Here is a 21824-nt window from a genome sequence, read left to right as displayed (position 1 = left end):
GGGGCGGAGGTTCTCATGACGTCCCGGGCATGGGTCTTCGGCAGCCCCGCCCGAGGCGGGCCCTAGGCTTGGCGTCACATTCCCCGGTTGGTCTGCCGGTAGGGCCCGCCTGACTTTGAATCAGGACTAGCGACGTAGGTTCGACTCCTACCCGGGGAGCCCAGCCGCCGGCGTTCCCAGGTGCTCGTCGAGGAAGCCGACCAGCCGGCCGTCGCAGAGGGCACCTACATCTCGAACACCAGGCGGGCGGGCACCTCGCCCGCGAGCACCTCGTCGAAGCAGGCGTTCACGTCCTCGAGCCGACGGCCCTCCGTCACGACGCGGGTCAGCCCGCGTGAGTGCAGGTCGAAGCAGTCGGCCAGGTCGTTGCGGGTGCCGACCAGCGACCCGATCACCGAGATGCCCTTGAGCACGGTCTCGAAGACCGGGAGCTCGAGGCGGTTGTCCGCTGGGAGGCCGACCAGGACCAGGCGACCGTTGGGGTTGAGGGCGGCGTGGGCGGCGCGCATGGCGGCCGGGGACGGCACCGTGACCAGGGCGACGTCGACGCCCCCGAGCGCCTCGATCTCCGCCTGCTGGTCGCCGCGGCCGTCGACGACGTGGTCGGCCCCGAGGTCCTTGGCCAGCTGCAGCTTGTCGTCGTGGACGTCGACCGCGATGGTGCGGGAACCGAAGATGCGGGCGTACTGCAGGCCGAGGTGCCCGAGCCCGCCGATGCCGACCACCATCGCGGTCTCGCCCGGCTGCGGCGCGGCGACCTTGAGCCCCTTGTACGTCGTCACTCCGGCGCACGTCAGCGGTGACGCGTCGCGCGAGGAGACGGAGTCCGGCACCGGCACGACGTGGCTGGCCCACGCGACGGCGTGCTCGGCGTAGCTGCCGTCCATCGTGTAGCCCATGTAGGACGGAGCGGTGCAGTAGGTCTCCCAGCCGGCGACGCAGGAGCGGCAGTGGCCGCAGGCGTGACCGAGCCACGGGAGGGCGACGCGCTGGCCGACCTGCACCGGCAGCTCGTCGTCGCCGGGACCGACCGCCTCGATCGTGCCGACGCCCTCGTGGCCGGGGACCAGCAGGTCCTTGGGCTGGACGGGCCACTCGCCGCGCGCGGCGTGGATGTCGGTGTGGCACAACCCGCAGGTCTCGATGCGGACGAGCACCTGGCCGGGGCCGGGCTCGGGGACCGGGACGTCGCGGATCTCGAGGGGCGCGCCCAGGCTGGGCACGACTGCTGCCTTCATTGCTGTCTCCTTGTTGCGGATCGGACCGGGATGGCGATGAGCAGGGCGCCGGCCAGCAGGAACAGGCCGGCGAGGACGAAGAGGACCGCGACCACGGCGTCGAGGATGGGCAGCTCGGCCCCGGTGGAGACGTCGGCCGACACGCCGGTCGTGCCGTCCGCCCGCATCAGCACGATGGTCCAGTCGCCGTCCTCGAGGTCCCAGGTCAGCGTGGCGTCGGTGCCGGTGGCCTGCGCGACCCAGAACGTCTGGTCGGTCGGTGGCGTCGCGGGCGCTCCTCCATCGGTGGTCCGCAGGACGGCCCGGCCGACGCGGAAGTCGCGCAGGGTGTCGCGCGAGACGTCGCCGAGGTAGCCGTCGACGTCCGACGTCGCGGCGACGCCCACGAAGAGCGGGGTGCTCGTGTCCGCCCGGGCGTGGATGCGAACGTCGCCGAGCCACACCGACGGCACCCACGAGGGGGTTCCCTCGGTGTCGACGTCCGCGTCCTCGGAGACGATGGCGTGGGTGCCGCTGACGAGCGACGTCGAGGGCGTCATCAGGAAGCCGTCGTCACGCTCGGTCGCGTCGGCCAGGGCCAGCGTGCCGCCGGCGCCGGCGAAGGCGAGCCCCATGAGCACGAGCAGGGACCCCACCGTCACGGAGACGATGCGGCCGGCCGTCCAGCCGGTGCGGCCACCGGGGCCAGGGGGTGGCGGTGCGTACGGCGACGGGGGCAGGGGGGCCTGCTGGTCAGTCGGCTGCGAGGTCGGCGGTGCGATCGGCTGCGCGGTCAGGTGCGCGGCTGGCGGCGCGGTCGGCGGCGCGATCGGCGGCGCGGTCGGGGCCGGGAGCACTGCGCCGGGCGTGTCGTGGCCTCCCATGTCGAGGCGGAAGGGCGGGTACTGGTCGGTCATCAGCGAGACGTAGCCCGCCACCCGCAGCACCCATCTGTTGAGACCCAGGACGAGGTCGAAGACCTGTTGCGGGTAGCGACCGGTGAAGAGCAGCACGACCCCGGCGACCAGGACGAGGACGCCGATCAGGCTGATGCTGATCCAGGTGTCGTCGTCGGCCCCCTGCACGCCGTACGCGACCCCGCCGGCGAACAGGGCCAGGATCAGGTAGTGGGGGATGGCCAGCAGCCACCACTTGACCAGCACGAGGCCGCGGGAGAGCCGCTCGGGGTAGTCCACGGAGAGGTGCGCGGGGTAGTCCGGCACCTCGGCGAGGGTGAACGGCGGGTAGCGGTCGGTGCCGAGTGCGGCGTACGCGTAGTAGGCGACGCGCCAGCTCCAGCGCATGACGCCGACGTTGAAGTCGAAGATCGCGTGTGGGTAGCGGCCGGTGAACAGGATGGCGAAGAACGCGACCACGCTCAGCACGGCGAAGGCCAGCCACAGGAAGGCGAGCACGACGTAGTGGGGGATCGCGAGCAGCCACTTCACCAGCCAGAGGCCTCGGCTCAGGCCGGGATCGAGGTCTGCGTCGACGTGCACGGGGTAGGCGGGCGGAGCCGTCGAGGTGGTCATGGGGGTCTCCTCTCCAAGGGCGGGACCCCGGGCGCGGGCGTGCCCGGCAGGGGCCGCTCCTTCACCTCGATCGTCGCCTCGCGGCCGTGCGGGCGGGCAGGGCCGAAGGGCCTCTCCCCGGGTGCCGGGAGGGGGGACCTAGTGCCCTGTCGGCCCGGACGACGCCGGATCCAGACTCGGAGGACAGACCCCAGGAGGAACCCTGCGATGCCCCACGCGCCAGCCCCCCACGCGCCAGCCCCCCGCCCGCCCGACCCGGTGCGGGTCCTCGTCGCGGACGTGCCCGACCTCGCGCAGCGGGTCCGGGCCGCCGCGCGGCGGGCCCGCGCCTCGGCCCGCGCCGTCGAGCTCGTGGAGCCGTTCGTGCCGCCGTGCGACCACGCGGCGCGCGCACGCGTGATCCGCCGCATGGACGAGGCCCTCGACGTCGCCCGGCGCACGGCGCCGGGTCTCGAGATCCGGGTGGGCGGCCCGATCGAGCTGCCCCGGCCGCGGCGCACGCCGTGACCCTCGTCGGGGGCGTCCAGGAGGTCCGGGTCGTCCCGGTCCCGCTCACCCGCCTGCACTCGCTGCTCCCGCCGGACCGCATCGAGCGGCTCGACCACCACGTCGGCGCGGCCCGACGGATGCTCGCCGGGCGGACGGTGTGGAACGTCAACTCGACGGCGCGCGGCGGCGGGGTCGCGGAGATGCTGCAGGGGCTGGTCGCCTACGCGGCCGGGACGGGGATCGACATCCGGTGGCTGGTCGTGGCGGGGGACCCCGACTTCTTCGCCGTCACCAAGCGGATCCACAACCGGCTGCACGGCGTCGCCGGGGCCCCGGGTGCGCTCGACGCCGCCTCGCGCGCGACGTACGACGCCACGCTGGCGCGGCAGGCCCAGGAGATCGTCGACCTCGTCCAGCCGGGCGACGTGGTCCTCCTGCACGACCCCCAGACCGCCGGGCTCGCCGCTCCGCTCCGCGCCCGCGGCGCGTGGGTGGTCTGGCGCTGCCACATCGGGTTCGACGAGCACAACGCGTGGACGCGCGAGGCATGGGGCTTCCTCCGCGACCTCGTCGAGCCCGCGCACGCCTGCGTCTTCTCGCGCACGCAGTTCGCCCCCGACTGGGTGGACCGCGCGTGGCTGCGGGTGATCCCGCCGTCGCTCGACCCGTTCAGCCCCAAGAACGTCGACCTCCGGGACGACGAGGTCCGGGCCCTGGTGCACCGTGCGGGCCTGGTGGTCCAGGGTGGCCCGCTGCCCGTGGACGCGAGGGTCGTGCTGCAGGTCAGTCGCTGGGACCGGCTCAAGGACATGGCCGGCGTGCTGGACGGGTTCGCCACCAACCTCGACCAGCTCCCGCCGGACGTGCACCTGGTGCTCGCCGGCCCGGAGGTGACCGGGGTGGCCGACGACCCGGAGGCGGCCGAGGTGCTGGCCGAGTGCCGGTCGCTGTGGCACTCCCTGCCGACGGCGGCGCGCAAGCGCAGTCACCTGGTCTCGGTGCCGATGGACGACGTCGACCTCAACGCACGCACCGTCAACGCGCTCCAGCGGTGGTCGACCGTGGTGGTCCAGAAGAGCCTCGCCGAGGGGTTCGGCCTCACGGTCACCGAGCCGATGTGGAAGAGCCGGCCGGTGGTGGCCTCCGCCATCGGCGGCATCCAGGACCAGGTCGAGCACGGGGTCAGTGGGCTGCTCCTCGACGACCCGCGCGACACCTCCGAGCTGGCGGCAGCACTGTCGTCGCTGCTGGCCGACCCCGCCCGGTGCGAGGTCATGGGCCGGGCGGCCCACCTCCGGGTGCGTGACCGCTACCTCGCCGACCGGCACCTCATCCAGTACGTCGAGCTGTTCGGGGAGCTGCTGGGGGAGGCGTAGCAGCCGGACGTCAGTCCCGACCGGTGGCCGCCCGGAAGGCGTCGAGGGCGGTGGGCAGGGTCGGGAACACGTGCTCGGCGCCGATCCGGTCGAGCACCCCGCTCGGCTGCAGCACGTCGCGCTGGTCCTGCTTGAGCCGGGCCAGCCCCAGCACGATGCCCTCGTCCTCGAGCTCGGCGCGCAGCGTCTCGAGCGCGTCCGCGCCGGTGAGGTCGACCTCGCCCATGGCCTCGAAGTTGAGCACCACCCACTCCGGGTCGTACGCCGTCACCGACTCGCGGACGCGGGTGAGGAAGTTCTCGGCGTTGGCGAAGAACAGCGGGGCGTCGTAGCGGTAGACGAGCAGCCCGGGCACGGCCTCGGCGTCGTCGTAGTCGTCGACGTCGTGCATCCCGGCCAGGTCGGGGACGAGTCCCTCGACCGCGTCGTGGGGCCGGGCCACCCGGCGGAACACGTCGATCAGCGACAGGCTGACCGCGACCAGCACGCCCTGCAGCACGCCGAGGACCAGCACGCCGAAGGTCGTGGCGAGGGCGATGAGCAGCTCCGTGCGCCGGTAGCGGGCGATCCGCACGAACTCCCCGACGTCGATCAGCCGCAGGCCGGCGTAGACGACGACCGCCGCCAGCGCCGCGTCGGGGAAGCTGGCGAGCACGGGGCGCAGCGCCACGACGAGGACGAGTGCGGCGCCGAGCGCGGACAGACCGGCCCAGCGCGACCTCCCGCCGACGGCGTCGACGATCGCCGTACGGCTTCCGGAGCTGCTGACCGGGAACCCGTGCACCAACCCGGCGGCGACGTTGCAGGCACCCAGCGCCAGGAGCTCGCGCCGCGCGTCGATCTGGTCACCGTGCCGGGCCCCGAACGCCCGGGCGTCGATCACGTTGTCGGTGAAGCCGACGACGGCGATCGCCAGGGCCGTCGTGAGCAGCGCCCAGGAGCCCAGCGAGGAGACGGCGGGCAGGCCGATTTCCGGCAGCGCGAACGACAGCGTGCCGACGACGCCCACCCCGTCCTCGGACAACCCGGTGAGGCTCACGGTGACCGCCGCGGCGAGCATGCCCGCCAGCGGCACCGGCCCGGTGGGCCAGAGCCGGGCGCCCAGCAGCAGCAGCGCGAGCGTGCCGAGGCACACCGCGAGGGTCGGACCGTGGATCTCCGACGGGTGCTGCACCAGCCACCACGTCTCGGCCAACGGTCCACCCTCGGGGATGTCGGCAGCGGTGCCGCGACCCGTCTGGGAGAAGATCATCAACCCGGCGATCCCGGCCATGTAGCCGACCAGCACCGGCTTCGAGAGCAGGTCGGCGAGGAAGCCGAGCCCGCCGGCCCAGGCGAGCACGCACACGGCTCCGACGGCGAGGGCCAACAGCGCCGCCGTGTCCCGGGCGGACTCGCCGGGGACCGTGATCGTCGCGAGGGCCGCGCCCGTCATCAGCGCCGTCGTGGACTCCGGGCCCACCGACAGCTGCGGTGACGAACCGAGCAGGAAGTAGACCGCGAGGGCGACGAACGCCGCCCACAGCCCCGCCTCGGGCGGCACCCGCGCCAGCCCGGCATACGCGAGGACCTGCGGCACCAGGTAGGCCGCCACCGTGATGCCGGCGACCACGTCGCGCCGCAGCACGCGTCCCTCCGGTGGTCGCAGGGTGCCCGGGCTGCTCGGGCGAACGGTCATGGCGCCCTCCTCGGCGCCAGTCGACCGCTCGCGGGCGCACGTCGGTAGGGCCCAACGGCCCTCGCCGCGGTTGTCGACCGACGAGGGACCGGTGACACACTGCGGCCATGGACAACCTCACCGTCATCGTCCTCGCCGCCGGCGGCGGCACCCGCATGAAGTCGAAGACCATGAAGGTGCTGCACCCGATCGGCGGGCGCTCCATGATCGGCCACGTGCTCCACGCCGTGCAGGCCGTCGAGCCGACCAGCGTCGTCGCGGTGGTCGGCCACCAGCGCGAGCAGGTGGGGCCGCACATCACCGGGCTGCTGCCGTCCGCGGTGCTGGCGGTCCAGGAGACGCAGGAGGGCACCGGTCACGCCGTACGCGTCGCGATGGAGGCCTCCGGCACGACGAGCGGCACCGTGATCGTGGCCGCTGGTGACACCCCGCTGCTCGAGGGGGAGTCGCTGCGCGCCTTCGCCGAGGAGCACCACGCCGCGCAACGGGCCGTGAGCATCCTGAGCGGCCGGCTGGCCGACCCGTTCGGCTACGGCCGGATCGTGCGCAACCACGAGGGCGACGTCGAGGCCATCGTGGAGGAGAAGGACGCGACGCCCGAGCAGCGCGAGATCGACGAGATCAGCTCCGGCATCCTCGCGTTCGACGCCGAGTTCCTCGTCTCGGCGCTGGCCCGGATCACCAACGACAACGCCAAGGGCGAGTACTACCTCACCGACGCCGTCGGGCTGGCGCGCGAGGACGGGCTCACCGTCGGCGCCCACCTCATCGACGACGTCGCCCAGACCGCCGGCGCCAACGACCGCGCCCAGCTGGCCGAGCTCGGACGCGAGCTCAACCGTCGCATCGTCACCCGCTGGATGAAGGAGGGCGTGACGGTCATGGACCCGGCGACCACCTGGATCGAGGCCGACGTGGTCCTCGAGCCCGACGCCACGATCCTGCCCGGCACCCAGCTCCTCGGCGCGACCGTCGTGCACGAGGACGCCGTGGTCGGCCCCGACACGACGCTGAAGGACTGCGAGGTCGGCGCCGGCGCGCGTGTCGTCCGCACCCACGGCGAGCTGGCCGTCGTCGGCGACCAGGCCTCGGTCGGGCCGTTCGCCTACCTCCGCCCCGGCACCCGGCTCGGGGTCGGCGGCAAGATCGGCACCTTCGTGGAGACCAAGAACTCGACGATCGGCGACGGCGCCAAGGTGCCCCACCTGTCCTACGTCGGCGACGCCGAGATCGGCGACGGCACCAACATCGGTGCCGGCACGATCTTCGCCAACTACGACGGCGTCGCCAAGCACCGCACGGTCATCGGCCGCCACGCCAAGACCGGCTCCAACAACACCTTCGTCGCTCCGGTGTCGGTGGGGGACGGGGCGGGCACCGCGGGCGGCACCGTCGTACGCCGCAACGTGCCGGCCGGCGCGCTCGCGGTCAGCAGCTCCCCGCAGCGCAACCTCGAGGGCTGGACGGAGTCGAAGCGGGCCGGCACCGCCCAGGCGGAGGCCGCGCGAACGGCGCGTGAACAGCAGCAGACGCCCGAGGTGTGACCCCGGGGTTGGTGGTGGCCGGGTTGTGGGTCAGACTTCAGTCAGCACCTCCGAACGAGCCACCCCCCGAGGCTTGACCAGGACAGCGAGGAGTCGCGTCGCGTGACCGGAATGAAGCGGACCACCGAGAAGAACCTGATGGTCTTCAGCGGCCGGGCGCACCCCGACCTCGCCACGGAGGTCGCCGACCTCCTCGAGTGCGGGCTCGTGCCCCAGGACGCGCGGGCGTTCGCCAACGGCGAGCTCTACGTGCGCTACGAGGAGTCCGTCCGGGGGTGCGACGCCTTCGTGATCCAGAGCCACACCGCTCCGATCAACGAGTGGATCATGGAGCACCTGATCATGGTCGACGCGCTCAAGCGCGCGTCCGCCAAGCGGATCACCGTGGTCATGCCGTTCTACGGCTACGCCCGCCAGGACAAGAAGCACCGCGGCCGCGAGCCGATCTCGGCCCGCCTCGTCGCCGACCTGTTCAAGACCGCCGGCGCCGACCGGCTGATCACCGTCGACCTGCACGCCGACCAGATCCAGGGCTTCTTCGACGGCCCCGTCGACCACCTGATGGCGCTGCCGATCCTCACCGACTACGTCAAGCAGAAGTACGGCGACCAGCAGCTCGCCGTCGTCTCGCCCGACGCCGGCCGGATCAAGGTCGCCGAGCGCTGGTCCGCCCGCCTCGGCGGCGTCCCGCTGGCCTTCATCCACAAGACGCGACGCACCGACGTCGCCAACGAGGTCGTCGCCAACCGCGTCGTCGGCGAGGTCGAGGGCAAGATCTGCATCCTGACCGACGACATGGTCGACACCGGCGGCACGATCGTGAAGGCCGCCGAGGCGTGCGTGGAGGCAGGAGCCGCGGGCGTCATCATCGCGGCCACCCACCCGATCCTGTCCGACCCCGCCGTCGACCGGCTGAAGAACTCCTCCGCCGTCGAGGTCGTCGTCACCAACACGCTCCCGGTCCCGGCCGACAAGCAGTTCGACAAGCTGACCACGCTCTCGATCGCCCCGCTCATCGCCCGCGCGATCCGCGAGGTCTTCGAGGACGGCTCGGTTACCTCCATGTTCGACGGCCACGCCTGACCAGCGCCGCCCGTCACGCACACTGGCTGCGTTGTCGTCGGTCGACGGCCCGCTCCGCTCAAAGGCCGCCTTCCCTCCTCCGCCTTGCCATTACGCGCGCCGGACGACGCTGATACGGCGTGGTCCGCACGCAAGCGGGTGTGCGCCGAGGAAGAGCCTGACAACTTCAGGAATCCCGGCCATCCGGCGGTTCCTGAACATGTCGGCCCGTGCACGGCCTGACGTGTTCAGCGATCTCCGGCCAGCCGGGGATCGCCGAAGGTGTCAGGGAGTCCAGAGCGTCCGGTCGAGGTCGTCGAGCGAGTCGTTCCACGAGCGGGCGAGGACCGTCGGGACGTCGCCCTCGAGGGCGGTGGCAACCGCGGCGCGCAGCTCGCGGCGTACGTCGGCCGGGAGCGGCAGCACCGGGAACGCGTCGCCGATCACGTCGCCCATCGCCTGGCCGGAGTGGCGGGCGAGGTCGAGGCCGTCGGTGACGTAGCGCTGCAGGTAGGGGCGGACGAGGTCGGCCTGGCCCCAGCCCCAGAACCCGGCGCCGACCGCGTCGAACTCGTGGCTGCCCAGCTCGCCGCCCATCAGCTGCGCCCAGGCGGCGGCCTTGGCCTCCGGCGTGGGGACGGCGGCGCGTGCGGTGAGCGCGGCGTGGTGGCCGGAGACCGACCTGTCGCGCTGCTCCTCGGGGCCGATCCACGAGTCGTCCCCGAGCTCGGCGAGCCGGTGAACCGCCGCCCACCGGACGGCCTGGTCGACGTCGTCCCGACCGAGCCAGCCGACCAGGAAGTCGCGGTCCGCGCTGGTCCGGGCGAGCACCCGGGAGGCGCCGGGTGCCAGCACCGGGTCCCCACCCTCGACCGCGCCGCGGGCGATGTCCGCGACGACGGCGAGGTGGGCGGCCGCGTCGGCGGGGGAGGCGTAGCGGCGGGTGACCGACTGCAGCCCGCGCATCACGCCCTCGAAGACCAGCGGGTGGGTCTCCGGGCGCAGGTGCCGGTCGGCGAGGTCGACGAGCTCGTCGACGCCGATGACCTGCGACTCGCAGAGGTCGATCGCGGTCCACCACAGCATCGCCCGGGTCAGCTGCGACTCGACCGCCGAGAGACCGGCCGTGATCGCGGCCCACGACTGCTCGTCGGGCCGGACGACCGCGAAGGTCTCGTCACCGGAGTTGGGCACCACGACCCTGCCGGCGAGCTCCTCGAGCCGCACCGGCTCGTCGCCGAGGTGCACGTCGCGGGAGTCCACGAGCCGCATCGCGTCGTCGTACGCCGACACGGTGAGGCGGTGCGACCGCGAGCCCTCGCGCGACAGGACGGGCACGCCGTCGTCGTCGCGCGTCACGCGCAGGGTGTCGAAGCCGGTCGAGCGCAGCCACGCCTCGGCCCAGCCGCGCACGTCCTTGTCGGTGGCCGCGTCGAGGGAGTCGAGGAAGGCGGCCAGGTCGGCGTTGCCGAAGGCGTGGGTGGTGAGGTGCTTGTTGACGCCGGCCAGGAAGTCCTCGTCGCCGAGCCAGTGGCCGAGCTGCGCGAGCGCGGCGTTGCCCTTGGCGTAGGTGATCATGTCGAAGTTGGCGAAGGCGGTGTCGACGTCGACGATCTTGTCGGTGTCCTCCGCGACCGGGTGCGTCGAGCGACGGCGGTCGGCGCGGTAGCCGGCAGGTTTGCGGGTGATGGCCGCCGAGGTCCAGGCGTCGGTGTAGCCCGCCGCGACGCCGGCGACGTCGTAGCCCATGAAGTCGGCGAACGACTCGTTGAGCCACGAGTCCTCCCACCACCTCATCGTCACCAGGTCGCCGAACCACATGTGCGCCATCTCGTGGGCGATCGTCGAGGCCAGCCACTGGCGCTCGAGCTCGGTCGGCGTGCCCTGCGTGAGCGCCTGGTCGCGGAAGACCACGCACCCGGGGAACTCCATCGCGCCCCAGTTGAGGCCGGGAGCGAAGACCTGCTGGTAGTCGGCGTAGGGGTACTCCGGCTCGAAGATCGTCGTGTAGTGCTGGAAGCAGGCGCTGGTGATGCGCCTGAGCTCCTCGGCGTCGCGCTGCAGCTCGCGGCCCTGCGAGGCCCGCGCGTGCCAGCCGAACGGCAGCGTGCCGCCCGGCGCGGGGGCGTAGGGCTCGTCCCACGTGACCGAGACCCAGGGGCCGCCGACGAGGGTGAAGAGGTACGACGAGAACGGCGGGGTGGTGCCGAAGGCCCAGGTGTCGGCGCCGTCACCCGACGTACGCCCCTCGAGCGGCCCGTTGGCCAGGACCGTCCAGTGTGACGGTGCCGTGACGCGCACGGTGAAGGTCGTCTTGATGTCGGGCTGGTCGAAGCACGGCACGACCTTCTGCGCGATGTCCATCGAGGTGTGGGCGCAGACGTAGCGCTCGCCGTCGGCCGGGTCGACGGTCACGGTCATGCCGTCGCCGTCGGTGACGTAGGGCATCCGGGCCGTGACGCGGACCGTGTTGCTCTCGCCCAGGTCGGTCAGCGCGATCCGCCCGTCGGCGTACGGCGCCGGCGTGCCGTCGAGCGTCACGTCGGTGCCGCCGTTGAGCTCGAGGAACGTCGCCGCCCCGGGTTGCGTGCAGCCGAAGGAGATCGTCGCCTCGACGCCGAAGTCCTCGGTCGAGGTCAGGTCGAGGTGGAGCTCGGTGTGGACGTCGGTCAGCAGGACGGCGCGCTCGCGCGCCTCGGGGAGCATCAGGGGCACCGGGACACCCTAGTTGCCCCCTCCGTGCCGCCCGGCTGCGCAGATTCGACCTCGCGCGCCACCCGGTCTAGAGTTCACGGGTTGCCTCGGCGAGGGAGCCCGCACGACGGGACTCCGTGATCGACTGGGCCGGACCGCACCCGCTGCGCCGCGCCCCCGATCCGGAGCGCGGCGTTCGTCGTCTCCGGCCCGAGGCCCCCGAACCCCACCACGTACGGAGAAAATCATGTCTGCCCCCGAGAAGATCACCGCCGAGTCCCGCACCGAGTTCGGCAAGGGTGCCGCCCGCCGCATCCGCCGCGAGGACAAGATCCCCGCCGTCATCTACGGCCACGGCAACGAGCCCGTCCACGTCATCCTCCCCGGCCACCAGACGATGATGGCCCTCAAGCACGGCGGCGCCAACGCGCTCCTCGCGCTCGACGTCGAGGGCTCCGAGCAGCTCGCCCTCACCAAGGACGTGCAGATCGACCCGATCCGCCGCGTCATCGAGCACGTCGACTTCGTGGCGGTCAAGCGCGGCGAGAAGGTCACCGTCGACGTCCCGATCCACGTCGTGGGCGACGCCGCTCCCGAGACCCTCGTCGTCACCGAGAACGCCGTCGTCTCCGTCGAGGCCGAGGCCACCCACATCCCCGAGTTCTTCGAGGTCTCCGTCGAGGGCGCAGCCGCCGGCACCCAGATCCACGCCAAGGACCTCGACCTCCCGTCGGGCACGACGCTGCTCGCCGACGAGGAGCTGCTCATCGTCAACGTGACCGAGCAGATGTCCGCCGAGGCCCTCGAGGCCGAGCTGGAGGAGGCCGAGGCCGAGGCCGGCATCGAGCACGACGTCTCCGACGAGGAGATCGCCGAGGCGCAGGAGGAGGCCAAGGCCGAGGACGCCGCTGCCGAGGGCTCCGACTCCGAGTGACCCCCTGAGCGAGACCACCTGAGCAAGACCACCTGAGCGGGCACTTCCTGCCCGTCTCCACCGCCGACCGGGCGGTTCCTGCCCGATACACGGGCAGGAACCGCCCGGTCGATGCGCGTGACGGGCAGGAAGCGCCCGATCGGCGATGGAAGGATGAGGACGTGACGACAGACCAGACCGGCGGGCCGAGCGACGTGTGGCTGGTCGTGGGCCTCGGCAACCCCGGTCCGGCCTACGCCGGTCACCGGCACAACATCGGCTACCTGGTCGCCGACGAGCTGGCGGCCCGGATGGGCTCGAAGTTCCGCGCCCACAAGACCGGCCGCGCCGACGTCGTCGAGGGTCGGCTGTCGCTCGGCGGCCCGCGCGTCGTGCTGGCCCGTGGCCGCGGCTACATGAACGAGCTGGGTGGTCCGGTCAAGGCCCTCGCCACCTTCTACAAGGTCGACCCGGCGCACGTCATCGCGATCCACGACGAGCTCGACATCGCCTTCGGCACGCTGCGGATCAAGCTCGGCGGCGGCGACAACGGCCACAACGGCCTGAAGTCGATGCGGTCCTCGCTCGGCACCGGCGACTTCTACCGCGTGCGCGCCGGCATCGGCCGGCCGCCCGGGCGCCAGGACGTCGCCGACTTCGTGCTGTCCAACTACTCGACCGTCGAGCGCAAGGAGCTGCCGTTCCAGGTCTCCGACGCCGCCGACGCGGTCGAGTCGCTCATCACCGACGGCCTCGAGAAGACCCAGCAGCGCTTCAACTCCTAGCGACGACCCGGCTGCACCGTCCCCCGTTTGGGGCATGAGGTCGCCCCCCGAGGCCGCCTAGCGTCGGAGCACGGGACGGACGGGGGACTTCGATGGCACGTGCCGGACCAACCGGTCGAGGCCGACGCCCGCGGTTGCGCCGCCTGCTGGCGGTCGCCGCGCTGCTGGGCGTGCTCGGCGTGGCCGCGGCCGTCGGGCTCAACCTCCACCTCGCCAGCGGGATGGGGCGCATCGACGGCGCCTTCGACGGCCTGGATGAGCGACCACCCCCGGCGCCGGGTGAGACGATCCTGATGGTCGGCACCCGCCCCGGGGGCAGCGGGGACGTGTCGTGGCTGCCGGGGCAGCAGTCGGTCGAGTCGGTGATGCTCGTCGAGGTGGACCCCGACGGGCGCAGCGCGCGGGTGGAGTCGGTCCCGGTGCCGTACGACGACCTGGCGGAGCTGGGTGCCCGACCGGCGAGCGCCGCGGTGGCGGCGGCGGAGGCGACCGCGGGCCGCCACGTCGACCACGTGCTGGCGATCGACTGGCAGACCTTCGCCGAGCTGGCCGCCGAGAACGACGTCGACGCCACCTACCGCTACGGGTCCGGGCCCGTGGCCCAGCACGACTACCTCCGCCTGGTCCTGGAGGGCACGTTGCACGCCGAGCTGCGCAAGCAGCCCCTCGCGCTCTACCGCGCCCTGCGCACCACCGCCTCCGGCGTGGCGATCGACGACACCTGGTCGGTGGCCGAGCTCGACCTCCTGGTCCTCCGCCTGCGCGACCTGCGCTCCGCCGACATCAGCTTCGCCGCGGCCGCCCGGTAGGGCTCCCCGCGGGCTCCCCAAAATGGGCGAAAGCCCCCGTGCACGGTCCGCCCGGGCGGTCGCGGTCCACAAGATCGGAGCGTGTCGGGCGTGGGGCCCACACGCGAGCCGGGGGAGTGAGATGGCTGTCGCCAGCGTCGTCATACCCGCCCACAACGAGGCGGCCACGATCGGGCGCAACCTCCGTGCGCTGCGCCAGGGCACCGGGGACGACCTCGACGTGGTCGTGGTCTGCAACGGCTGCACCGACCGCACCGCCGACGTGGCCCGTGCCGCCGATCCCGGTGCCCGCGTCATCGAGATCCCGCAGCCCTCGAAGGTCGAGGCCGTCCGCGTCGGCAACGCCGCCACCGACGTCTTCCCGCGCATCCACCTCGACGCCGACATCGAGCTCGACGGCGCTGCCGCGCTCCGGCTCATCGAACCGATCGCCCGCGAGGAGGTCCTCGCCACCGCACCGCGTCGCGACGTGCCCCGCGCGGGGTGCTCGCGCTGGGTGCGGTGGTACTACGACGTCTGGGAGGCGCTGCCCCAGGTCGAGGCCGGTCTCTTCGGCCGCGGCGTCGTCGTGCTCTCCGAGCAGGGGCAGGCGCGGGTCACCGCGCTCCCGCAGCTGATGAGCGACGACCTCGGCATGTCCGACTCGTTCAGCCACGACGAGCGTCGCGTGGTGCCGAGCGCCGTCGCGGTCGTGCACCCGCCGCGCACCGTGCGCGACCTCGTACGCCGGCGCATCCGCATCGCGACCGGCAACACCCAGGCCGCCCAGCTCGGCGTACGACGACCCGCCTCGCGCACCGGCGCGCGCACCCTGCTCGGCCTCGCCGTCACCCGGCCCGGCCTGGCCCTCCGACTCCCGGTGTTCGTGGCAGTCCACGTCGCCGCCCGGCTCGGCGCCCGGAAGGCGCTGAGGTCCGGGGACTTCACCACCTGGCAACGAGACGAAAGCTCACGCACATGACCTCAGTGTCCAACGCACGTCCCAGGTCCAAGGACCGCGCCCTCGTCGCTCCCACGGCGACCGTCGAGGACGGCGCCCACGTCGGTCCCGGCGCGCAGGTGTGGGACCAGACCGTCGTCCGCGCGGGCGCGCAGGTCGGCGACGGCACGATCCTCGGACGCGGCGTCTACGTCGGCCCGGGCGCGCGCATCGGCGAGCGCTGCAAGGTGCAGAACCAGGCGCTGGTCTACGAGCCGGCCGTCCTCGGCGACGGCGTGTTCATCGGCCCCGCGGTCGTGCTCACCAACGACACCTACCCCCGCGCCGTCACGACCGACGGCCGGCGCAAGGGCGCCGAGGACTGGGAACCCGTCGGGGTGACCATCGAGGAGGGGGCGTCCGTCGGGGCACGCGCGGTGTGCGTCGCCCCGGTGCGGATCGGCCGGTGGGCCAGCGTGGGAGCGGGCTCGGTCGTCACCCGTGACGTGCCCGCGCACGCCCTCGTCGTCGGCTCGCCCGCCCGGCGGATCGGCTGGGTGGGCCGCAGCGGCGTCCCGCTCGTCTCGGACAACCGCGACCGGTGGATCTGCCCGGTCACCGGGGAGATCTACGTGGAGGCCGACGGCCGACTGGAGGAAGCACGATGAGCACCCGCACTCCCGGCCCGCTGGGCATCGCCGTGATCGGCGCCGGCTACTGGGGCCCCAACCTGGTCCGCAACTTCGGGGGGTCCCCCGACTGGAGCCTCGAGCTGGTCTGCGACCTCGACCTCGAGCGGGCGCGCCGCGTGGCCGGGCCGCACGTCGAGGTCACCGACAGCGTGGAGCGGGTCCTCGACGACCCGCGGATCGACGCGGTCGCCATCGCCACCCCGGCCCGGACGCACCACGGCCTGGCGCTGCAGGCGCTGAGCGCGGGCAAGCACGTGCTCGTCGAGAAGCCGCTGGCCGACAGCGTGACCCGCGGCCGCACCATGGTGGACCTCGCGGACGCGCAGGGCCTGGTCCTGATGACCGACCACACCTACTGCTACACGCCGGCCGTGCAGAGGATGCGCGACCTCGTCGGCAGCGGCGAGCTCGGCCAGGTGCACTTCGTCGACTCGGTGCGCATCAACCTCGGGCTGGTGCAGCCCGACATCGACGTGCTCTGGGACCTGGCGCCGCACGACCTCGCGATCCTCGACTTCGTGCTGCCGGGTGGTCTCCCGACCACGGGCATCGGCGCGACCGGCGCCGACCCCATCGGCGCCGGCCGCGCCTGTGTCGGCCACCTGACCCTGCCGCTCCCGGACGACGGGCTCGCGCACGTGCACGTCAACTGGCTCAGCCCGACCAAGATCCGCCAGATGGTGATCGGCGGCTCACGCCGCACCCTCGTGTGGGACGACCTCAACCCGCAGCAGCGGCTCAGCATCTACGACCGCGGCGTCGACCTGGCGCGCACGTCGGTCGCCGGAGCCGACCGCGCCGCGTCCACCGTCTCCTACCGGCTCGGCGACACCTGGTCCCCGGCGCTGCCCGAGCGCGAGGCGCTCGGGTCGATGGCCACCGAGTTCGCCGGGGCGATCCGCGAGGGCCGTCCGGCGCTGACCGACGGTCGCTCCGGGCTGCGCGTCCTCGAGGTGCTCGAGGCCGCCTCGCAGCGGCTCGCCGACCGCACCCCGACGTCGTACGACGCCCCGCTGCCGGTCCCGGCCGGCCCGCCGCCGGTGCCGCGCCAGGCGGCTGCAGCCGTGATGGAGGGCGCGCGATGACCGCGCTGGCCGGAGCCACCGCGTTGGTGACCGGCGGTGCGGGCACGATCGGCTCGACGCTGGTCGACCAGCTCTTCGACGCCGGGGCCGCCCAGGTGCGGGTCCTCGACAACTTCGTCCGCGGGCGCGAGGCCAACCTCGCCGACGCCCTCGGGCGCGACGGGGCCGACCTGGTCCTCGTGCGCGGCGACATCCGCGACCGCGACCTGGTGCACGACCTGACCAGCGGCTGCGACGTCGTCTTCCACCAGGCCGCGATCCGGATCACCCAGTGCGCCGAGGAGCCCCGGCTGGCCCTGGAGGTGCTCGTGGACGGGACCTTCAACGTCATCGAGGCCGCGGCGACGACGTCCGGCGTCGACAAGGTGGTGGCGGCGTCCTCAGCGTCGGTCTACGGGCTGGCCGAGGAGTTCCCGACCCCGGAGCGCCAGCACCCCTACGACAACGACACGTTCTACGGCGCCGCCAAGACCTTCAACGAGGGCATGCTGCGCAGCTTCCGGGCGATGAACGGCCTCGACTACGTCGCGCTGCGCTACTTCAACGTCTACGGCCCCCGGATGGACGTGCACGGCCTCTACACCGAGGTCCTGGTCCGGTGGATGGAGCGGATCGACGACGGCCTGCCGCCGCTGATCTTCGGCGACGGCCGCCAGACCATGGACTTCGTCTTCACCACCGACATCGCCCGCGCCAACGTGCTGGCGGCGTCGAGCGGCGTGGTCGAGGGCACCTACAACGTCGCCCGTGGCGAGGAGACCAGCCTGCTGGGGCTCGCCGAGACCCTGCTGCGGGTGATGGGCTCCGACCTGCCGGTCGAGCACGGGCCCGAGCGGGGCGTCAACGGCGTCGTACGCCGCCTCGCCGACACGCGCGCCGCCGAGCGCGACCTCGGCTTCACCGCCACCACCGGCCTCGAGGACGGCCTGCGCCGGCTCGTGGAGTGGTGGCGGCCGCAGCGCGAGCAGATCGCCGCGGGGCGTTCCGTGGCGGTGGCGCGATGAGCATCGACCACCGGACGGAGCAGCAGCTCACGCGCATCAACGTGATGCAGCCGTGGCTCGGTGAGGAGGAGGTCGCGGCCGTCTCCGAGGTGCTGCGCTCCGGCTGGGTCGCGCAGGGACCGCGGGTGGCCGAGTTCGAAGCCGCCTTCGCCGAGTCCCAGCAGGTCTCCCACGCGGTCGCGCTGAGCAGCTGCACGACGGCGCTGCACCTGGCCCTCGTCGTCGCCGGCATCGGTCCCGGAGACGAGGTCGTCGTGCCGTCGTTCTCCTTCGTCGCCACCACCAACGCGCCGACCTACGTCGGAGCCACGCCGGTCTTCGCCGACGTCGATCCCGTCACCGGCAACCTCACGCCCGCCACCATCGCCACGGTGGTCACCCCGCGGACGCGCGCGGTGATCGCCGTGGACCAGGGCGGCGTCCCCCTCGACCTGCGGGCGATCCGTGCCTGGTGTGACCCGCTCGGCATCACGGTCGTCGAAGACGCGGCCTGCGCGGCCGGGTCCACGGCGCACGGCCGACCGGTCGGGGCGGAGGCGGAGATCGCCACCTGGTCCTTCCACCCCCGCAAGCTGCTCACCACCGGTGAGGGCGGGATGCTCACCACCTCACGGGCCGACTGGGCCGACCGCGCCCGCCGCCTGCGGGAGCACGCGATGAGCGTCTCGGCCGCCGACCGGCACGCGAGCGTCCTCGCGCCGCCCGAGAGCTTCGACGAGGTCGGGTTCAACTTCCGGATGACCGACCTGCAGGCCGCGGTCGGGCTGGTCCAGCTGGGCCGGCTCCCTGCGATGGTCGCGCGTCGCCGCGAGCTCGCGGCGAGGTACGCCGACGCGGTGGCCGACCTGCCCGGCCTCCGGCTGGTCGGGGACCCGGCCTGGGGGACCACCAACTTCCAGTCCTGCTGGGTCGAGGTCCTTCCCGAGCACCCTCTGGACCGCGAGCAGGTGATGGAGCACCTCGCCGCCGCCGGCATCTCGGCGCGACGCGGGATCATGGCGGCCCACCGCCAGCCGGCGCACGCCGAGCGTCCCCACGCCCCGCTCCCGGTCACCGAACGGCTCACCGACACGACGCTGGTGCTGCCGCTGTTCCACCAGATGAGCGACGCCGAGCACCAGCGGGTGTGCGACGCGCTCGGGTCGGCGTGGCGGCCGTGAGCGGGCTCGTCCTGGTCGGCGCCAGCGGTCTGGCCCGGGAGGCGACCGCGGTCGCCGTCCTCGTCCAGCACGACGGGCCCGTCCAGGTCGTCGACGACGACCACGCGCGCTGGGGCACCCTGCACGGCCTCGCGCCGGTGCTCGGGGGCGTCGACCTGGTCCCCGGGCTGGTCGACCACGAGGTCGTCCTCACGCTCGGCAAGGGACGGATCCGCCGCCGGGTCGCGACGCGCCTGTCGATGCTCGGCCTCGACGCGTCGCGCTACGCCACCCTGCTCCACCCGCGCCTGGTGCTGCCCGGCAGCTGCCACGTCGGTCGTGGCTCGGTCGCCCTCGACGGGGTCGTGCTGACCGCGGACGTGGAGGTCGGCGAGCACGTGGTCCTGATGCCCCAGGTGACGCTCACGCACGGCTGCACCGTCGCCGACTACGCCACGCTCTGCGCCGGGGTGTCCCTCGGCGGCGACGTCGAGGTCGGCGAGGCCGCCTACCTCGGCATGAACGCCTCCGTGCGCGAGGGCGTGCGCATCGGGGCCGACGCCACCGTCGGGATGGGCTCGGTGGTCCTCGACGACGTACCCGCAGGAGAGACCTGGGTGGGAGTCCCCGCCCGACCCATCCGGACAGGAGTCCATGCATGAGCAGCCCGAAGAACACCCAGGTCCCCTTCGTCGACCTCGGCTCGCAGCACGCGGAGATCGCGGCCGAGGTGGAGGCCGGGATCGCCGCGGTCTTCTCGGCCACGGCGTTCGTCGACGGCCCGCCCGTCGCCGACTTCGAGCACCAGTACGCCTCGTTCGTCGGCGTGGACCACTGCGTCGGCGTCGCCAACGGCACCGACGCGCTCGAGCTCGCGCTGCGAGCGGTGGGGGTCGCGCCGGGGGGCGAGGTCGTCATCCCGGCCAACACCTTCATCGCGACCGCCGAGGCGGTCTCGCGGATCGGTGCCGTGCCGGTGCTCGTGGACTGCGACGACGAGCGGCTCCTCATCGACCCCGACCAGGTCGAGGACGCGATCACCGACCGCACCCAGGCCGTGGTGGCCGTGCACCTCTTCGGCCAGCTCGCGCCGATGGAGCGGCTCGCACGGATCTGCGGTGACGCAGGGGTCCCGCTCGTCGAGGACGCCGCCCAGTCCCAGGGTGCCCGGCTCGGCGGTCGCGGCGCCGGTGCGCTCGGCACGGTCGCGGCGACCAGCTTCTACCCCGGCAAGAACCTCGGCGCAGCCGGCGACGCCGGGGCGGTCACCACCGACGACGCGACGATCGCGGCCGAGGTGCGGCGCCTGCGCAACCACGGCTCCTCGACGCGCTACGTGCACGACGTGATCGGGATGAACTCCCGGCTCGACACCGTGCAGGCGGTCTACCTGCGCGCCAAGCTCGACCGCCTCGAGAAGTGGAACGAGCTGCGGGTGCGCGCCGCCACCCGCTACGACCGGCTGCTGGCCGACGTGGACGGCGTACGTCGCCCGCTCCTCGGTGCGGAGGGGCAGCACGTGTGGCACCTCTACGTCGTCCGCGTCGCCGAGCGCGATAGGGTGCTGGCCGAGCTCGGACGAGCCGGGGTCGGTGCGGGCATCCACTACCCCTACCCGGTCCACCGGACCGGCGCCTACGCGCACCTCGGGCTCGGCCCCGGAGCGGCGCCCGTCGCCGAGACCGCCGCCGGGGAGATCCTCTCCCTGCCGATGCACCCGCACCTGACCGAGGAGCAGCAGGACCGCGTGGTCGAGGTGCTCGCCGACGCGGTGGCGGGTGGCCGGTCGTGACCACGCTCCTCGTCGCCAACGACGGCGGCCACCTGATGCAGCTGCACACCCTGCGGCCGCGGCTCGGCGTGGGCGACGACGTGGTGTGGGTGACCCCCCGCACCCCGCAGACCGAGTCGCTGCTGGCGGGGGAGCGGGTCCACTGGGCGCAGCCGTGCCCGCCGCGCGACACCCGGGCGCTCGCGCGCAACGCGATGGCGTGCCGCACGTTGTTCACCGACCACGACGTGTCCCTGGTGGTCAGCACCGGCGCGGCGCTCGCGCTGGCGGTGCTTCCGCAGGCGCGCCTGCGCGGCATCGAGACGGTCTACATCGAGAGCGCCACCCGGCTCGACGCACCGTCCCTGTCCGGCCGCGCGCTGTCGATGGTCCCGGGCATCACCACCTTCAGCCAGTCCAGCGCGCTCGCGCGGGGGCACTGGCAGTTCCTCGCCTCACCCTGGGAGCTCTACGAGACGGCTCCGACCATCGACCGGCCGATCCGGTCGATGGTGGTGAGCCTCGGCACCCAGGACGGCTACGGGTTCCGCCGGCTGCTCGACCGGCTCGTGCCCCTGGTCCCGGCGGACGCCGAGGTGATGTGGCAGACCGGCGGCACCGACACCACCGGCCTCGGCATCGAGGGTCGCGTGCGGGTGCCGTCGGAGGAGATGGCGGCCGCGATCCGGGCGGCCGACGTCGTCGTCGCGCACGCCGGAACCGGCATCGCGCTGATGGCGCTGGAGAACGGCAAGTGCCCGATCCTGGTGCCCCGTCGCGCGATGCACGGCGAGCACGTCGACGACCACCAGCTGACGATCGCGCTCGAGCTCGCGCTGCGCGACCTCTGCGTCTCCCGTGACGCCGACAGCCTCAAGGCGCGCGACCTCGTGACCGCGGCCAGCCGCACGGTCACCAAGGTCACCGACCCGCCGCCGTTGCACATCAGCGGGGTGCGGATCCCGCGCCAGCGCTCGCGCAACGCACTGGGAGCGGGTGCGGTGGCCGCGGAGCTCTGACGTCGTATTCCAAATGGGGGATATCGCCCCCTCGCTGCCCGCTCGCGGTGCCGCGGCAACAGGATCAGGACCGTGGCGCCCCGTGGCGCTCCGTGA

Annotated in this window: 19 protein-coding genes and 1 tRNA gene; 16 read left to right on the top strand and 4 right to left on the bottom strand. The window is 73.2% G+C overall.

The window, feature by feature from the left end; translation table 11 throughout:
* The first annotated feature begins 80 nt into the window (after positions 1-80).
* A tRNA-Gln gene (locus Q1B24_RS07670) sits at positions 81-159 on the top strand.
* 65 nt (positions 160-224) lie between these two features.
* Here the strand turns inward: Q1B24_RS07670 and Q1B24_RS07665 are convergent.
* Both Q1B24_RS07665 and Q1B24_RS07660 read right to left on the bottom strand, forming a co-directional pair.
* Positions 225-1238 (bottom strand): zinc-dependent alcohol dehydrogenase, encoded by a 1014-nt coding sequence (locus Q1B24_RS07665; RefSeq protein ID WP_299925789.1) that lies wholly within the window; start codon positions 1236-1238, stop codon positions 225-227.
* Positions 1235-2749 (bottom strand): DUF4389 domain-containing protein, encoded by a 1515-nt coding sequence (locus Q1B24_RS07660; protein ID WP_299925786.1) that lies wholly within the window; start codon positions 2747-2749, stop codon positions 1235-1237. The genes Q1B24_RS07665 and Q1B24_RS07660 overlap by 4 nt, the downstream gene beginning before the upstream one ends.
* A 207-nt stretch (positions 2750-2956) precedes the next feature.
* Between Q1B24_RS07660 and Q1B24_RS07655 the strand changes: the two genes are divergently transcribed.
* Together Q1B24_RS07655 and Q1B24_RS07650 are read left to right on the top strand one after the other, a co-directional pair.
* Positions 2957-3256 (top strand): hypothetical protein, encoded by a 300-nt coding sequence (locus Q1B24_RS07655; protein ID WP_299925783.1) that lies wholly within the window; start codon positions 2957-2959, stop codon positions 3254-3256.
* A complete protein-coding gene (locus tag Q1B24_RS07650) occupies positions 3253-4614 on the top strand; it encodes a glycosyltransferase (RefSeq protein WP_299925780.1) in 1362 nt (453 codons plus the stop codon). The genes Q1B24_RS07655 and Q1B24_RS07650 overlap by 4 nt, the downstream gene beginning before the upstream one ends.
* A gap of 10 nt (positions 4615-4624) precedes the next feature.
* Here the strand turns inward: Q1B24_RS07650 and Q1B24_RS07645 are convergent, their stop codons facing one another.
* Complete coding sequence (locus Q1B24_RS07645; protein WP_299925777.1) at positions 4625-6292, bottom strand: SulP family inorganic anion transporter; 1668 nt, start codon at positions 6290-6292, stop codon at positions 4625-4627.
* Positions 6293-6399: 107 nt separating this feature from the next.
* On the opposite strand from Q1B24_RS07645, the gene glmU reads away from it, so the two are divergent.
* Positions 6400-7836 (top strand): bifunctional UDP-N-acetylglucosamine diphosphorylase/glucosamine-1-phosphate N-acetyltransferase GlmU, encoded by a 1437-nt coding sequence (gene glmU / locus Q1B24_RS07640; protein WP_299925774.1) that lies wholly within the window; start codon positions 6400-6402, stop codon positions 7834-7836.
* 111 nt (positions 7837-7947) lie between these two features.
* On the top strand, positions 7948-8919 hold the full coding sequence (locus tag Q1B24_RS07635) for a ribose-phosphate diphosphokinase (RefSeq protein WP_299925771.1): 972 nt from the start codon (positions 7948-7950) through the stop codon (positions 8917-8919).
* Positions 8920-9183: 264 nt separating this feature from the next.
* On the opposite strand, the gene pepN is transcribed toward Q1B24_RS07635, so the two are convergent.
* A complete protein-coding gene (gene pepN, locus Q1B24_RS07630) occupies positions 9184-11604 on the bottom strand; it encodes an aminopeptidase N (protein ID WP_299926421.1) in 2421 nt (806 codons plus the stop codon).
* 235 nt (positions 11605-11839) lie between these two features.
* Between pepN and Q1B24_RS07625 the strand changes: the two genes are divergently transcribed.
* From Q1B24_RS07625 to Q1B24_RS07575, 11 genes are all read left to right on the top strand, one after another.
* Positions 11840-12526, top strand: a complete 687-nt coding sequence (locus Q1B24_RS07625) for a 50S ribosomal protein L25/general stress protein Ctc (protein ID WP_299925768.1) — start codon at positions 11840-11842, stop codon at positions 12524-12526.
* 161 nt (positions 12527-12687) lie between these two features.
* Positions 12688-13290 (top strand): aminoacyl-tRNA hydrolase, encoded by a 603-nt coding sequence (pth, locus tag Q1B24_RS07620; RefSeq protein ID WP_299925765.1) that lies wholly within the window; start codon positions 12688-12690, stop codon positions 13288-13290.
* Between the two features lie 134 nt (positions 13291-13424).
* On the top strand, positions 13425-14099 hold the full coding sequence (locus Q1B24_RS07615) for a hypothetical protein (RefSeq protein WP_299925762.1): 675 nt from the start codon (positions 13425-13427) through the stop codon (positions 14097-14099).
* Between the two features lie 121 nt (positions 14100-14220).
* Positions 14221-15060 carry a glycosyltransferase gene (locus Q1B24_RS07610; protein WP_299925758.1) on the top strand — a complete coding sequence of 280 codons (840 nt, stop codon included), beginning with the start codon at positions 14221-14223 and terminating at the stop codon, positions 15058-15060.
* Positions 15057-15686, top strand: coding sequence for an acyltransferase (locus Q1B24_RS07605; protein ID WP_299925751.1), 630 nt, complete (start codon positions 15057-15059; stop codon positions 15684-15686). The genes Q1B24_RS07610 and Q1B24_RS07605 overlap by 4 nt, the downstream gene beginning before the upstream one ends.
* The gene (locus tag Q1B24_RS07600; RefSeq protein WP_299925748.1) at positions 15683-16795 is read left to right on the top strand and encodes a Gfo/Idh/MocA family oxidoreductase; all 1113 of its coding nucleotides are present in this window, start codon (positions 15683-15685) and stop codon (positions 16793-16795) included. The genes Q1B24_RS07605 and Q1B24_RS07600 overlap by 4 nt, the downstream gene beginning before the upstream one ends.
* Positions 16792-17799, top strand: coding sequence for an NAD-dependent epimerase/dehydratase family protein (locus tag Q1B24_RS07595; protein ID WP_299925745.1), 1008 nt, complete (start codon positions 16792-16794; stop codon positions 17797-17799). Before Q1B24_RS07600 ends, Q1B24_RS07595 begins: the two co-directional genes overlap by 4 nt.
* Positions 17796-18959, top strand: coding sequence for a DegT/DnrJ/EryC1/StrS family aminotransferase (locus tag Q1B24_RS07590; RefSeq protein ID WP_299925742.1), 1164 nt, complete (start codon positions 17796-17798; stop codon positions 18957-18959). The genes Q1B24_RS07595 and Q1B24_RS07590 overlap by 4 nt, the downstream gene beginning before the upstream one ends.
* On the top strand, positions 18956-19600 hold the full coding sequence (locus Q1B24_RS07585; protein ID WP_299925739.1) for a NeuD/PglB/VioB family sugar acetyltransferase: 645 nt from the start codon (positions 18956-18958) through the stop codon (positions 19598-19600). Before Q1B24_RS07590 ends, Q1B24_RS07585 begins: the two co-directional genes overlap by 4 nt.
* Entirely contained in the window at positions 19597-20730 is a 1134-nt protein-coding gene (locus Q1B24_RS07580) for a DegT/DnrJ/EryC1/StrS family aminotransferase (RefSeq protein WP_299925736.1), read from the top strand. The genes Q1B24_RS07585 and Q1B24_RS07580 overlap by 4 nt, the downstream gene beginning before the upstream one ends.
* Positions 20727-21728, top strand: a complete 1002-nt coding sequence (locus Q1B24_RS07575) for a glycosyltransferase (RefSeq protein ID WP_299925733.1) — start codon at positions 20727-20729, stop codon at positions 21726-21728. The genes Q1B24_RS07580 and Q1B24_RS07575 overlap by 4 nt, the downstream gene beginning before the upstream one ends.
* Positions 21729-21824: the final 96 nt, after the last annotated feature.

The organism is uncultured Nocardioides sp. (assembly GCF_947488025.1).
Classification (GTDB): Bacteria; Actinomycetota; Actinomycetes; order Propionibacteriales; family Nocardioidaceae; genus Nocardioides.
Note: the sequence above shows the minus strand (reverse complement) of the source record. Positions and strands in the feature narration are given on the sequence as shown.

What these genes read in the sequence shown, in the direction of transcription:
- Q1B24_RS07655 (WP_299925783.1), top strand. Translation starts at nt 2,957, where the DNA reads ATGCCCCACGCGCCAGCCCCCCACGCGCCAGCCCCCCGCCCGCCCGAC.
- Q1B24_RS07605 (WP_299925751.1), top strand. Translation starts at nt 15,057, where the DNA reads ATGACCTCAGTGTCCAACGCACGTCCCAGGTCCAAGGACCGCGCCCTC.
- Q1B24_RS07610 (WP_299925758.1), top strand. Translation starts at nt 14,221, where the DNA reads ATGGCTGTCGCCAGCGTCGTCATACCCGCCCACAACGAGGCGGCCACG.
- glmU (WP_299925774.1), top strand. Translation starts at nt 6,400, where the DNA reads ATGGACAACCTCACCGTCATCGTCCTCGCCGCCGGCGGCGGCACCCGC.
- Q1B24_RS07660 (WP_299925786.1), bottom strand. Translation starts at nt 2,749, where the DNA reads ATGACCACCTCGACGGCTCCGCCCGCCTACCCCGTGCACGTCGACGCA.
- Q1B24_RS07590 (WP_299925742.1), top strand. Translation starts at nt 17,796, where the DNA reads ATGAGCATCGACCACCGGACGGAGCAGCAGCTCACGCGCATCAACGTG.
- Q1B24_RS07665 (WP_299925789.1), bottom strand. Translation starts at nt 1,238, where the DNA reads ATGAAGGCAGCAGTCGTGCCCAGCCTGGGCGCGCCCCTCGAGATCCGC.
- pepN (WP_299926421.1), bottom strand. Translation starts at nt 11,604, where the DNA reads ATGCTCCCCGAGGCGCGCGAGCGCGCCGTCCTGCTGACCGACGTCCAC.
- Q1B24_RS07635 (WP_299925771.1), top strand. Translation starts at nt 7,948, where the DNA reads ATGAAGCGGACCACCGAGAAGAACCTGATGGTCTTCAGCGGCCGGGCG.
- Q1B24_RS07625 (WP_299925768.1), top strand. Translation starts at nt 11,840, where the DNA reads ATGTCTGCCCCCGAGAAGATCACCGCCGAGTCCCGCACCGAGTTCGGC.
- Q1B24_RS07645 (WP_299925777.1), bottom strand. Translation starts at nt 6,292, where the DNA reads ATGACCGTTCGCCCGAGCAGCCCGGGCACCCTGCGACCACCGGAGGGA.
- Q1B24_RS07580 (WP_299925736.1), top strand. Translation starts at nt 19,597, where the DNA reads ATGAGCAGCCCGAAGAACACCCAGGTCCCCTTCGTCGACCTCGGCTCG.
- Q1B24_RS07595 (WP_299925745.1), top strand. Translation starts at nt 16,792, where the DNA reads ATGACCGCGCTGGCCGGAGCCACCGCGTTGGTGACCGGCGGTGCGGGC.
- Q1B24_RS07600 (WP_299925748.1), top strand. Translation starts at nt 15,683, where the DNA reads ATGAGCACCCGCACTCCCGGCCCGCTGGGCATCGCCGTGATCGGCGCC.